Below are 12,528 nucleotides of genomic sequence, written 5' to 3' on the forward strand. Positions count from 1 at the left end.
CTACGTTGCGCATCTTGCTCGGACTACGGCTCACGCAACGCTTGCACCATTCATCGAAGCAGTGGTCCTCAGGATATATGACACAGTAAGACTAAGAACCGCGACAAATACCTGGTCGATACGGATACGGCCGCAGTGAAGCCGCTGCCAGCCAAGGAGGCGAAGTCAGCGGGAGCTTACGTTCGCGGTCCACAGTCGGCAATGTATCAGGACCCAACATCGGGCGCGACATGGAGTGGCCGCGGGAGAGCGCCAGCGTGGCTTGCTAACGTCAAGGACCGAAGCAAATTTTTGATTGCAGATGGCGCCGAAGTGACTCTTGCGGCCACCGCTGGCGTTGAGGGCAAGTCAAAGGCTGCGGGCAAGAAGTCGTCAACGTCGGTTGGTGCGACTTCTACGAAGGGTCAGCCAAAAGGTCCGCAGCCGGTTAAGTATCGAGACCCGAAGTCCGGTGCGACCTGGAGCGGACGTGGACCCGCCCCGGCGTGGCTTGCTGGTGCCAAGGACCGGTCAAAGTTTCTGATTACTGGCGTTAGCGGAGTTACGGATTCTCGCGCTGCGAGCAAGCCGAAAGCCGTTGCGAAGAAGCCCACGACAAAGACGGCGGTAGCGAAGAAGGCACCGGCGAAGAAATTGGTTGGCGCCCAAAAGGTGGGCACGACGACGAATGTCGCGGTCGCGACGGAAGCTGCGACTGCTTAAGCGAACGGGAAAGCGAGCACTCAGAGCTCGCTTTCCCGACAAGGTTGTCAGTAAACAGCGTGTTGGTCGTGCTGAACTGCCGCTCGATGACCCCGACAAATCTCGATTCATGCGTTGGGCGAAAATCTATGGTCGTGTCATTCAAATCGCAAAGATTGTCGAACGCATCTGAATAGAATTCCTTGCCGTCGTCGCAGACGATGCAATTTGGCATTCGCTCGTGCGTGGCAACCATTGAAGGAACCGTCATCATGCAATCGACCGCGCTTGTAGGAGGGGCTGCAAGGCAAAAAGGCCAGCACCGCCCGGGTCTCTGCGTCCATGAGACGGTTGGCTTGCAGAAGCGATGCCGCTCGCTGCGAAACTTTGGATTTCGACAGGTTTGTTTTCCAGCACCTTTATTGTCGTCAAAGGAGTTGTTGCAAACCAGAAAATCAAACAGGAACCGATTTCGGAAGTACTGAAGGACCTCGTTGAGGTTCCGAAATACTCCCAAGAGCTTGGGTTCGTTCATCAAGTAGAGAAGGACTTACGGCGTGTGTTTAACAGTCTGCCGACCGACAATGGTCTGGTTATATTCATTGATGATTTAGACCGATGCTCGCCTTCCAAGGTCGCCAATGTATTGGAAGCCGTAAATCTTTTCCTGGCTGGAGACTTCCCGGACTGTTGTTTTGTTTTAGGAATGGATGCCGAGATGGTTGCGGCGGCGCTTCAATTTGCTCATAGAGATATGACCGCAAATCTTCCCAGTGATGCACGTATTCCCATCGGCTGGAGGTTTATGGACAAGTTTGTTCAACTTCCTTTTGTCATCCCCCAAGTAGATGGCGCCATGCAGCAAGTATTCATAAATCACCTAACGGGTAACAGTGCTGACCAGGAACTCGAGCAGGTGGCGGGATTGAGGGAATCTGCTGCGAATTTGAAGGAGTTACGGGTGATTTTGCGCATGGGCGTATTCGGGCAGCAGCGATCCTTCATCGAACAACCGGCACAGTCGAACTGGCTTGCCCGACAGATGATCGTGTCTGCCTTCGTAATGCGCGTGCGTGATTTTTGAACTGGCGCCGATCACTGCGTAACGCGCGTTCCGCAGGACAACGATATTCGTTGGCCAACTCGTCCCAATAGAACTCGCTACTGGAGAATGTGTTGTCCTTGCGTGTGGTTTTGTCCCAGACCGGAACATGGGGGGCAATCTCCTTCTGCGTGACCATCCAGTCAAGCAACGCTGCAGAGCCATACGCAGTGTCGCCGACGAGCCGTTGAGGCTTCAGATCATACTGCCGCTCCACCCGGTCGATCATCGTCCTTGTCGAGTGCACTTCGTGTGATCGGTTCGCGGGCGTCGCTTCGACGTCTATGATGATCCCCGCATGCAAATCGATCAGATAATTGGTCGAGTAGGCAAAGAACGATGGCCCTGATGGCTCTACCGCGTCTGGGCTCACCGGATTGGTTTCCTCCAGCCCACGGAGATATTCCCGTACGGCGCGACTTTGTCCAGCGACATGCCCCCAGTCAACAGGCCGAGTTCCCGGCACTGCGCTGAAGCGACTCGCATCGGATTTGATGATACTTGCGTCAATGGCAAATCCTTCGCCCTTCACGAGCCCCTCGGTCATGCATCGGCTCAGGACCGACTCGAACACGTGACGCAGCACATCACTGTCACGGAAACGCCCGTGACGATTCTTGGAGAACGCCGAATGTTCGGGTACGTCGTCCTCCAGACCCAGGCGGCAGAACCATCGATAGGCGAGGTTCAGATGCACATCTTCGCATAGCCTGCGCTCGGAGCGGATGCCGAAGCAGTAGCCCACAATCAGCATGCGGATCATGAGTTCTGGATCAATCGATGGTCGGCCCATCGGGCTGTAGAACGGCGCGAGACGCTGTCGAAGATCACCCAGAACGAGAACCTGATCGATGCCGCGCAGCAGATACGTACGAGGCACATGACTATCGAGGTTGAATGGGTAGAAGAGCATGTCCTGCCCGGCACCCAGACCCATGATGACGATGTACTCCCGTCGATCGATGTGTTCCAGGATACCTGTGAATTCGCGGGTCAGGCGACTTTTTCAATCCTTTTCTAGGAGACATTCGAGGGACCCAAGGTCGTCGTCGCGACAAATGCATCGCCAGTACCTCTATGTGACGCCCCACGGTCATGCCGGACCTCGCGCCCGGTGCGTCTGTACGGTTTACGTGACGAATACTGCGACCCGTCGCTGGAAGTTCCGCTTCATCGCCGCAATCGGTTGAACGATCAACTGGCACCGCGACGGTCTAGAATGTTAATTCAGCGAGGTAACGCGGCGCAACGTGCGCGATCGAGCGGAGCGTACCGTTTTCTGTCGCTTCATTCGAGCCGGCGAGTATCCAGCTGCACCCTCAACGCAATGGAAAAGCCCGTCATCATCGCCGTCGACGACGACCCGGCCGTGGTCGGGGCGGTCGCGCGCGACCTGCGGCTCGCATACGGCGAGCACTACCAGATCGTACGCGCCGACTCCGGACAGGCAGCGCTCGCAGCGGCCCAGGAACTGCGCGTGCAGGACCACCCGGTGGCGCTGTTCCTCGCGGACCAGCGCATGCCGCAGATGAGCGGCATCGAATTCCTTGAGCAGGCGATCGCATTGTTCCCGCAGGCCAAGCGCGTGCTTCTGACCGCCTACGCTGACACCGACGCGGCGATCCGGGCGATCAACACGGTGCATCTCGATCATTACCTGCTCAAACCATGGCACCCGCCGGAGCAGAACTTCTACCCGGTGCTCGACGATCTGCTGAACGACTGGCAGGCTTCGTTCCACCCGGCGTTTCAGGGCGTGCGGGTGATCGATCACCGCTGGTCGCCGCAGGGGCACCAGTTGCGCGATTTCATGGCGCGCAACCATATCCCTTATCGCTGGCTCGATGTCGAACGCAACGACGAGGCCGACACGCTGCTCGACGCTCTGAGCCCGTCGCTGCGGCAGCTCCCCGTGCTGATCTTCGAGGACGGAACCGTGCTGAGCCGGCCCAGCAGCGCGCAGCTCGCCGAGCAGGTCGGCATCAGCACGCACTCGACGACGCCGTTCTACGACCTCGTGATCGTCGGCGGCGGCCCGGCGGGACTCGCGGCGGCGGTCTACGGCGCATCGGAAGGATTGCGCGTTGCGATCGTCGAACGCGAAGCGCCCGGCGGCCAGGCCGGCACCAGTTCGCACATCGACAACTACCTCGGATTCCCCGCCGGGGTCAGCGGCGCGGAGCTGTTGCGGCGCGCGTTGACGCAGGCGAAGCGCTTCGGTGCCGAGATGATCCTCACGCGGGAGGTTGTCGGGCTGCGCGTCGAGGCACCGTACAAATTCGTCAAGCTGTCTGACGGTGCCGAATTGAGCTGCCTCGCGCTCGTGGTCGCGAGCGGCGTCTCATACCGCAAGCTCGAGGCCACCGGAATCGAGGAGTTGACCGGCGCCGGCGTGTACTACGGCGCAGTGATGGCCGAGGCGCTCGCCTGCGCGAACCAGGACCTGTATGTGGTCGGCGCGGGCAACTCGGCCGGGCAGGGCGTGATGGTCCTCAGCAAGTACGCGCGCACGGTGACGCTGCTGTGCCGGGGGCCGGAACTGAGCTCGAGCATGTCGCGCTACCTTCTCGAGCAGATCAGCGAGATGCCGAACATCCGGGTACGTCCGTGCACGGTCGTCGAGGGCGTCGCGGGACAAGGCCACCTCGCAGAAATTACACTGCGCGACCTCAACACCGACCGCACCGAGGTCGTTCCGGCAAGCGGCCTGTTCGTCTTTACCGGCGCGGTGCCTTGCACGGACTGGCTGGATGGCGTTGTCGAACGCGATGAGCACGGCTTTCTCATGACCGGCCGCACGCTGCGGAAGGACGGCAGGCGGCCGGCCCCGGCTGCCTGGCAGCTCGAGCGCGAACCGTTCCTGCTCGAGACCAGCGTCCCGGGCATCTTCGCCGCCGGCGACGTGCGCGCGGATTCGATCAAGCGCGTTGCGGCGGCCGTCGGCGAGGGCTCGATCAGCGTGCACTTCATCCACCAGTACCTGGCCAACCTATGAGCAAAATATGAGCGATCTGCGGGCGCTGTTCGAGATGCCGCTCTTTGCCGCGCTCTCGCCGGAACAGCGGCAATGGCTGGCCGGCAACGTGAGCGAGCTCGAGCTCGCGAAGGGAGACGTGCTGCTGCACGAAGGGGAACAGGTGACGAGACACTATGTGCTCGTCGAGGGTGAGTTCCTGGTCTGGAAACGGGTGGGCTCACAACAGGTTTTTGACGACCGCCGGCAGGCGCCGGTGTGTATCGGCGAAGCGTCGCTGCTTTCGGGAATCCCGCTGCCGCTAACTATCACGGCAGGGTCGGACTGCCGCGTCCTTGTGTTTCCGGAGCCGGTGTTCCGCAAATTGCTGATGGACTGCGAGCCGTTCAGTAAGATGATCTTCCGTTCGATGTTCGCGCGCATCAATGCGTATGACACGTTCATTCTCGGTCGTGAAAAGCTGGCGGCGTTGGGCACGCTTGCCGCTGGCCTCGCGCACGAGCTGAACAATCCGGCGGCAGCCGTCGCGCGCGCGGCGCATCACGCCCGCGAGACGGTCGGCACGTTGGGTGACACGGTCCGTGTCGTGATCGACAGCGCGGTGCCGGCCGACGTGATGGGCGAGCTCGACGCGTGGTCGGCCCGCCGTGCGTCGGCTACCGAGCCGGGGCCGCAGGACCCGTTGCGTCAGAACGAGGCTGAGGACCGGCTCAGCGACTGGGTGTCCGAACGCGGCGTCGCGACTCCGTGGCTGGTCGCGCCGTGTCTCGCGGCAGCCGGGATCGCAGCCGGCGATCTCGCCCCGCTTGCCGGGCGCCTGACTTCGGTGCAGTTCTCCGCGGCGATCCGCTGGCTCGCCGCGACGCTCGAGCTGGGTTCCCTCGCCGACGAAGCGTGGCGCGGCGCAGGCCGGATCTCGGAGATCGTCAAGGCGATGAAGGCGTACTCGTACATGGACCAGGCACCGCTGCAGGAAGTCGACATCCACGAAGGCATCGAGGACACGCTGATGATCATGCGCTATAAGCTCAAGCACGGCATCATGGTCACACGCGACTACGATCGAGCGCTGCCGCGGCTGTCGGTCTACGGCAGCGAACTCAATCAGGTGTGGACCAACATCATTGACAATGCCGCCGACGCGATGGACGGGCGTGGCGACCTGACGATACGCACGCACCGGGAGGGCGACAGCGTTGTCGTTGAGATCACCGACGACGGGCCGGGCATTCCGCTCGAGATCCAGCCTCGGCTGTTCGAGCCGTTCTTCACGACGAAGCCGCTCGGCAAGGGCTGCGGCCTCGGCCTCGACATCGCGTACCGGATCGTCGTCAACCGGCATAACGGGGCGATCAGCGCGGAGTCGCAGCCGGGCAAGACGACGTTTCGGGTGCGGCTGCCGCTCGTCTCGCAAGGTGCGGGCGGCGTGAGCCGGTGAGTTCTCTCACGTTGGCGAGGTGGTCGCGCAAGATCGCGCGATGGAGAAAATAAAATCGCTTTTTCAGGGTCGCATATTCCCGGCGGCGGTCATCAGCTGCGCCGTGTGCGGATACTTTTGCTTCAAGCTCGGCCTGCGTGATACGCCCTGAAACACCTCGCCGCACGCGTTGCCGCGTGGCATCGCTTCACTGACCTGGTTCAAAATACTGACCAGGCTGAGGCTGCGCATTTCAGGCGGCTATCGCGAACTTCGCCGCTGGCGATTTCACCTCCCGGCTCAACCTGGGGCAACGGCGGTTGTAACGCTGAATTCAGATCGCAATCACACGGTCGGCATAGCTGCAGACTCACGCGTATCCTGGCTCAACGCCCGGTATGATGGTTCCAGCGCTCGCCATCAGGTTTGCGATGCGCATCGACGATCCGGACCCGGTGGTCGGGACCGGATGCGGGGAAGTGCGCGCCGGTTCCCTAGGGAATATTCCTGTAGTCGGGAGGGAGCGAACCATGATCGAACTCGACAAGCTGTGCAGGGTACCGGTGTTTGCGGACCTTCCGCCGGAACGGCTTCAATGGCTGTGCGATAACTTGACCGGGTTCACCGTCGAGGCGGGCGACGTCCTCCTCGAAGAAGGCGAGATAAGCTCCAGCCTGTTCATTCTGCTCGACGGAGAGGTGACGGCGACGAGACGTGCCGAGGGACATCTTCCGAGCGAGCGCTTCGTTGCGCCGGAGATCCTGGGCACGCCATGCATGATTGCCTCGATTCCCTATCCAGCGACGCTCAGGGCCGCAACCGATTGTCGGCTCGCGCTGCTTCCGGAAGCAGCCTTCCGCGATTTGTTCACGTCGTGCGACCCTTTCAACCGAGTCATCATCCGCTGGATGATCGACTGGCTCACCACACTCGAAGCGGCCGGGCGCAATCGCGAGAAGCTCGATGCACTGGGCAAGCTCGTGGCCGGGCTTGCGCACGAGTTGAACAATCCCGCTTCGGTCGTCACGCGTGCGCTCGACCACCTGCTCGCCGGACTCGCGGCGCTCGAGCATTCGGCGTTGGCACTTGGCGCGAGTGCCGTGCCACGGGATGCCGTGGAAGCGCTGAGAGCCCTGCCGGGAAGCAACGGATCGCAAGCTTGCGCAGGCGCTGCGGGCTCGTTGCGGTAAAGCGAAGCGGAAACGCGGCTCGGCGACTGGCTCGCTGTCCATCGCGTGGCAAAGCCGTGGCTGGCTGCTCCGTGTCTTGTCGCCCATGGGATCGCGCCCGATGACCTCGGGCAGTTGGCTGCTGGTCTGAACGCGGAGCAGTTCGATCCAGCCGTCCGGTGGATTGCTCAGGTATTGGAGCATCGCTCGGTGATGCACGAAGCAATGCGCGGCTCGATCCGGATCTCGGAGATCGTGAAGGCGATGAAGGCTTACTCGTACATGGATCAGGGACCGCAGCAGGAGATCGACATCCACGATGGCATCGAGGATACACTGACGGTGATGGCGCACGAACTGAAGCCGGGCGTTGCGATCATCCGCGACTACGACCGCAGCCTGCCGCGCCTGCAGGTGTATGGCAGCGAACTCAATCAGGTCTGGACCAGGATTGTCGAGAACGCGATCGAGGCGATGAACGGGCGCGGCGACCTGACTATCCGCACGCGCCACAATGCGGACTGCGCGACGGTCGAGATTACCGACACCGGGCCCGGCATTCCGCAGGAAGCGTTGCCGCACCTGTTCGAGCCTTTCTTTACGTCGAAGCCCGTGAGTCAAGCGCAGGGGCGGGGCTTGGGGCTGGGTCTGCATATCGCCTACCGTATCGTCGTCAATCGGCACGGCGGGACGATTCAGGCAAGCTGGCGTCCCGCCGAAACGACCAATAGGGTGAGGCTGCCGCTGGGGTGCAAGGGGACAGGTGTCGCTTGACTTGACGGACCCTGGGTCGGGATTCTCGCGCGATGGATGCACACTGGAACAGCATTTGACGACAGAAAACCGCGTAAATCGTTACAGTCGCAGCGCGACATTTACTGGAACTAGACGCCTGACGACCCGCGGCGGTGCCGCTTGCCAGTATGGTGCTCGACATTCGGCCGCCGCGCACTGGAAACGGATCCTGCCCGATACGCTGCGAGCCGCACTTTGACGCGATTCGATCGGGTGAGCATTCGATGGTGATGATGCTGCGCGCCCGCGTAATACATGGGCGGCATGACGACGGGCGTTTCGTCGCCGTTCAGCCAACGGCGGATCGTGACCAGGTCCGCCGAACGAGCCCGGGAAGACCTCGCGCCGAGGAGCGCAATAATCACCTGACCATTCGGCATGTTGGCTTCGACCACGATGCAGCGTCTTGCCTCGTCGGTATAACCGGTCTTCGCGAGCTGAACGTCCCAGTCCGGCCAATCGACGACAGGGTCGGTGTTCCGATACAACCTCGTTCTGCTGCCTATCGCTTCCTCGTAATGCGGAAGTGTCGTGAATGCGCCGATCAACGGATAGTGGGACGCGGCATCCGCCAATTTCACGACGTCACGCGCGGTGGAGAGGTTGTCAGGTGAGAGCCCCGTCGGATCGTCGAAGTGCGTATCGGCCATGTGCAGCGCGCGCGCCTTGTCGTTCATCTTCTGGATGAAGGCAGGCTGACCACCTGGAAACGCGCGCGATAGCGCGGAGGCCGCGCGGTTCTCGGACGACATCAGCGCAAGGCGCAGCATCTCCTCGCGTTCGAGCGCAGCACCGACCGGGATACGCGAGCCCGAATGTTTGAGCCGATCGATATCGGCATCGTCGATGGTCAGTGTTTCCCCCAATGCCTGCGCTTCGTCCAGCACGACCATCGCCGTCATCAGCTTGGTGAGCGAAGCGACGGGCTCAACTTCGTCAGGATTCTTTTCTAGGAGGACTTCGCCGCGCCCGACGTCGTACGCGATCGCGCTGCGGGAATAGAGGAGCGGCGTCCCGGCCGACGTCACGAGCGGTGCGGCGGCGAGAAGCAGCACGCAGGCGAGTTTCTTCATTTCAATCACACCCTGGGACTTCAATCAGGCGAACAGGTGATTACGGGTCCAACGTGCAGGATCGTCCCTAACAACTAAACTGTAGTTGCTCACTGCAGGAATGAGTGTGCGAAGGAGGACAGATTTCGTCCTTGGAGGTCAGCTATCATGAAATCATTGGTCTATGCACTCGTTGCCATCTCGGTTCTGGCCGCTCCGGCCGTATCGTTCGCTCAGCAATCCAGTTCGACTGTCACACGGGAACAGGTGAAAGCAGAACTGACGCAACTCGAAAAGGCCGGCTACAATCCCGGCCGCCGTGACCCTAACTATCCGGAAGATATCCGCGCCGCGCAGGCGCGCGTCGCAGCGCAGAACGGCACGGTGCCGGCCCAAACCGGCTACGGTCCCGCGGTTGGCGGTTCGTCAGGATCGGGTGTACCCAGCAAATGACGGGGGACAACCGGATCGTATCAATGCGCAATTTTCCGGACCGCGCAAAACGTAGCGTCGTGATTCTGGCAATCAACTGGTTGCGGGTTTCACTCTAGCTCAGACTGAAGGCAGTGAAGCGATGTGGCGTGAGTGCGCAGAGGCGGTTCGGGGTGTGAAAAGGAGCGATCGTTATGCTATTTCTAGCGGTAATTTGTCAGGATGACAGATGAAATGGACGTGAGGCTTCATGGCGCGCTGCGCCATCGCCATGGTGCTCGCACCAGCGCTGATCGTCAGCGGTAGTGCCGCATGTTGATCATCGTGTAAGCGAGGGTCTTGAATGCATAGTGGACCGGGCTCAAGCGCTCGAATCGAAGCAGCAGGCGCCGGAACTTGTCCTCCCAGGCGAAGATCCGCTCGATGGTCCTGAAGCGCTCCTCGAAAATGGCTGGATCGAAGCGCAGTTTGCGGCCCCGCTTCGACGTTTTACGTCCACGCGGGTTTTCGGGAGTGTTGGGAATCATGCCACGGTTGAAAATCGCCTTGCGGTTGGCCCGGCAGTCGTAGACGCCGTCCAGACTGACCGTTGAGCCTTGCAGGTCCATGCCAATGGCGCGGGCCATGTGGCTGAGTCTGGGCAGCGCGTCACGCAACAGCGGCGATTCGTTGCGGTTGCCCGGGGCAGAAACGAATGGCGCGATCACGTTGCAGCGGCGATCGCAGAAGGCGACCACCTTGTCGCCTTTCAGGTGCTTGTGTCCGCTGTCCCCAGGTTGTCGCCGCCCTTCTTCGCGGCAGTGGTCGTGCCGTCGCCGTGAATGACCGTGAGGTCCAGGAGCTGGTCCTGATGAAGCCTGTACACCGAGCCTGCGAAAATCGCGTCGATGCAGCCGTCGGCTTGCCATCGCCGCAACGCCCGATAGATGCGCGTGTAGTGGATTTCAGGACGACCTGCGGCATTCCTTTCAATCGGCAGCGCCTTCCACTGACATCCCATGTACAGCGACTGCAGGATGTAGTTGAAGATCTTGTGCAACCCCAACGTCGGTGCCGGACCGCGTCGACCCCGGCTCAGATGCGGCAAGACAAATTGCTCGAACTGCTCAACGCTCAATTTCGTTGGAATCGCTTGCCCGCATTGACTTCCAGCCATCCGTAACATCCACAAATCCGGACTTTAACCGATCTGGCTGTGCAGATAACCAGATTCAGTCCTCGTACGGCCCGCAGACAAATTTAACCCCCTCAGAAAACCCGCAACCAGTTGGTCCGGTGCCAGCCAGGTCATGCGTGCGTGCGGCGGAGACCGCGGATTATCGCCGCACTGATGCGCCATTAAATGCATTCCTATTACTGGGGATTAGCACGAGAGGGGTGCGTTAGCGGTGGGTGGCCCCAAAGGCGCGAACCCACGAGCCGTGATCGTCGAAAGCCCTCGGTCGACATGAACGTGGCCGCTGCACGCACGGGACTGCAGAGGTCGTGCAACGGAAGCAAATTTGGTGTTGCCTGTTGATCCGGCCGACTGCAAATGAAGGCCTGAACAGAGCTATCATGCCCTTCATTTCGTGACACTGGCCCTTATATGAACCGGATGAGGTCACCGGATGGCACCTGGCGTGATGACGCGGTGCGCCTACGCGTGACCTGAGGACGCGGGACTGGATTGACATGGTGTGACCGCAGCAGCGAAGCGCGCGGCCACGCGCAATAGAAGACGTTGAAAACGCAGAGACGTGCTCGGCGGTTTGCGCCGGTCGACCCTCGGGAAAGACTGGGCCTCCGGCACAGAACCCGGCCGTTGACGTTTCGCGGTCCGCGTCCTGGACCGTGCGCGGGCCAGATTCCCCAGGTGACTTCACTCGGTGCGTGCCCGGCACGACAGGACGACGGGCCTGTCGCGGACCACATGCGGCTGCGTGCCGATTGCGCGAAGGCGCGCCGATCGGGTAGGGTGACGAGATTTCAACCACAACGAGGAAGTCACAATGAACAAGCAGGAACTGGTGGATGCAGTCGCCGCGAAGACCGGAGACAGCAAGGCCGCGACGGGCGAGACGATTGACGCGGTGATCGCGGCCATCACCGGCGCGCTGACGAAGGGAAAGACGGTGCAACTGATCGGCTTCGGCTCGTTTTCCACCGGTGCGCGTGCCGCGCGGCTCGGTCGCAACCCGGCCACCGGGGCCGAGATCCAGATCCCTGCGGCGAAGACCGTCAAGTTCACGGCGGGCAAGGCATTCAAGGATGCGGTGATCGGCGGCTGAGACCAGGCACAAGCCATCGGCCGGGTTCCTCCCGGCCGTACGCAGCCGGCCACGTCGCCCCTACCGTTGGGAGGCGACAGGGAGTGGACGTGAATGCGCATAGAGCCTGGACCTGGGCAAGTCGGCCTGGTAGCATCGGTGGCGAGATGCCGCGATGTACCGCGGTCCCTGCGATTCGCTGCATATCTACATAGACAGCCGTATGGAAAAGAAACGATCGCGCAGCAGGCGGGAGCCGCTGTGTCCACCGATCGGTGCGCTGTTGCGCTACCGCATGCGCATCGTGCGCGTGATTGCAGAAGCGCGTGGGCAGCGCGCGATGATCGAGTCACTCGATACGACGGGCAGGACCTTCGTCAGCACCGTCAAGTGGAACAGCCTGCGGGAGCTTGGCGCCCAACTTTTCTAGTCGCACGCTGCCTTCAGTTGAGTGGGTTCCAAACCACCAGCTGATTACGCCAGGACGAACTTCCAGTTTCAACCCGAAACGATGGCCGCAACCTTGACGCGAGTGACGTATCCACGTGGGTGTGGATGCGGCTTTAAGAGGGTAGCCCCATGTCCTCCCGGACACAGGGCCCCCGAAGAACGGAGCGTGCGACTTTCACCGCACTCCGCTCGCGCACAGCATTAAGC

The 12,528-nt window shown here is 61.2% G+C and carries 12 protein-coding genes and 2 pseudogenes; 10 read left to right on the forward strand and 4 right to left on the reverse strand.

Going from position 1 to position 12,528, the window contains the following annotated elements; translation table 11 throughout:
- Positions 1-201: 201 nt before the first annotated feature.
- Both P3T25_RS47645 and P3T25_RS47650 read left to right on the forward strand, forming a co-directional pair.
- Entirely contained in the window at positions 202-702 is a 501-nt protein-coding gene (locus P3T25_RS47645; RefSeq protein WP_429364658.1) for an H-NS family nucleoid-associated regulatory protein, read from the forward strand.
- Positions 703-1,048: 346 nt separating this feature from the next.
- Positions 1,049-1,573 (forward strand): annotated as a pseudogene (locus P3T25_RS47650) (P-loop NTPase fold protein); the annotation flags it as partial.
- Between the two features lie 41 nt (positions 1,574-1,614).
- Here the strand turns inward: P3T25_RS47650 and P3T25_RS47655 are convergent.
- Positions 1,615-2,723, reverse strand: a pseudogene (locus tag P3T25_RS47655) (transposase); the annotation flags it as partial.
- Here P3T25_RS47655 and P3T25_RS47660 point away from each other — a divergent pair.
- The 5 genes from P3T25_RS47660 to P3T25_RS47680 all read left to right on the forward strand — a co-directional run bounded on the left by P3T25_RS47660 (position 2,664) and on the right by P3T25_RS47680 (position 8,117).
- Positions 2,664-2,804, forward strand: coding sequence for a hypothetical protein (locus P3T25_RS47660; protein WP_429364639.1), 141 nt, complete (start codon positions 2,664-2,666; stop codon positions 2,802-2,804). The pseudogene P3T25_RS47655 and the gene P3T25_RS47660 overlap by 60 nt on opposite strands.
- A 306-nt stretch (positions 2,805-3,110) precedes the next feature.
- Entirely contained in the window at positions 3,111-4,778 is a 1,668-nt protein-coding gene (locus P3T25_RS47665; RefSeq protein ID WP_429364641.1) for an FAD-dependent oxidoreductase, read from the forward strand.
- 7 nt (positions 4,779-4,785) lie between these two features.
- Positions 4,786-6,195 carry an ATP-binding protein gene (locus tag P3T25_RS47670; RefSeq protein WP_429364643.1) on the forward strand — a complete coding sequence of 470 codons (1,410 nt, stop codon included), beginning with the start codon at positions 4,786-4,788 and terminating at the stop codon, positions 6,193-6,195.
- A gap of 509 nt (positions 6,196-6,704) precedes the next feature.
- Positions 6,705-7,364 (forward strand): Crp/Fnr family transcriptional regulator, encoded by a 660-nt coding sequence (locus P3T25_RS47675; RefSeq protein ID WP_429364645.1) that lies wholly within the window; start codon positions 6,705-6,707, stop codon positions 7,362-7,364.
- Between the two features lie 45 nt (positions 7,365-7,409).
- Positions 7,410-8,117: a sensor histidine kinase gene (locus tag P3T25_RS47680; RefSeq protein WP_429364647.1), complete on the forward strand. Its 708-nt coding sequence runs from the start codon at positions 7,410-7,412 to the stop codon at positions 8,115-8,117.
- Between the two features lie 110 nt (positions 8,118-8,227).
- On the opposite strand, the gene P3T25_RS47685 is transcribed toward P3T25_RS47680, so the two are convergent.
- Positions 8,228-9,211: a serine hydrolase gene (locus P3T25_RS47685; RefSeq protein WP_429364649.1), complete on the reverse strand. Its 984-nt coding sequence runs from the start codon at positions 9,209-9,211 to the stop codon at positions 8,228-8,230.
- A 147-nt stretch (positions 9,212-9,358) separates the two neighbouring features.
- Between P3T25_RS47685 and P3T25_RS47690 the strand changes: the two genes are divergently transcribed.
- Positions 9,359-9,643: a DUF4148 domain-containing protein gene (locus P3T25_RS47690; protein ID WP_097391517.1), complete on the forward strand. Its 285-nt coding sequence runs from the start codon at positions 9,359-9,361 to the stop codon at positions 9,641-9,643.
- A 275-nt stretch (positions 9,644-9,918) separates the two neighbouring features.
- Here P3T25_RS47690 and P3T25_RS47695 read toward each other — a convergent pair whose 3' ends face one another.
- On the reverse strand, positions 9,919-10,359 hold the full coding sequence (locus P3T25_RS47695; protein WP_429364652.1) for a hypothetical protein: 441 nt from the start codon (positions 10,357-10,359) through the stop codon (positions 9,919-9,921).
- Positions 10,360-10,370: 11 nt separating this feature from the next.
- Positions 10,371-10,778, reverse strand: coding sequence for a transposase (locus P3T25_RS47700; protein ID WP_429364654.1), 408 nt, complete (start codon positions 10,776-10,778; stop codon positions 10,371-10,373).
- 835 nt (positions 10,779-11,613) lie between these two features.
- Here P3T25_RS47700 and P3T25_RS47705 point away from each other — a divergent pair.
- Positions 11,614-11,892, forward strand: coding sequence for an HU family DNA-binding protein (locus tag P3T25_RS47705; RefSeq protein ID WP_429364656.1), 279 nt, complete (start codon positions 11,614-11,616; stop codon positions 11,890-11,892).
- Positions 11,893-12,094: 202 nt separating this feature from the next.
- Positions 12,095-12,301 (forward strand): hypothetical protein, encoded by a 207-nt coding sequence (locus P3T25_RS47710; RefSeq protein WP_321951904.1) that lies wholly within the window; start codon positions 12,095-12,097, stop codon positions 12,299-12,301.
- Positions 12,302-12,528: the final 227 nt, after the last annotated feature.

This window comes from Paraburkholderia sp. GAS32, from assembly GCF_050434225.1.
Taxonomy (GTDB): domain Bacteria; phylum Pseudomonadota; class Gammaproteobacteria; order Burkholderiales; family Burkholderiaceae; genus Paraburkholderia; species Paraburkholderia madseniana.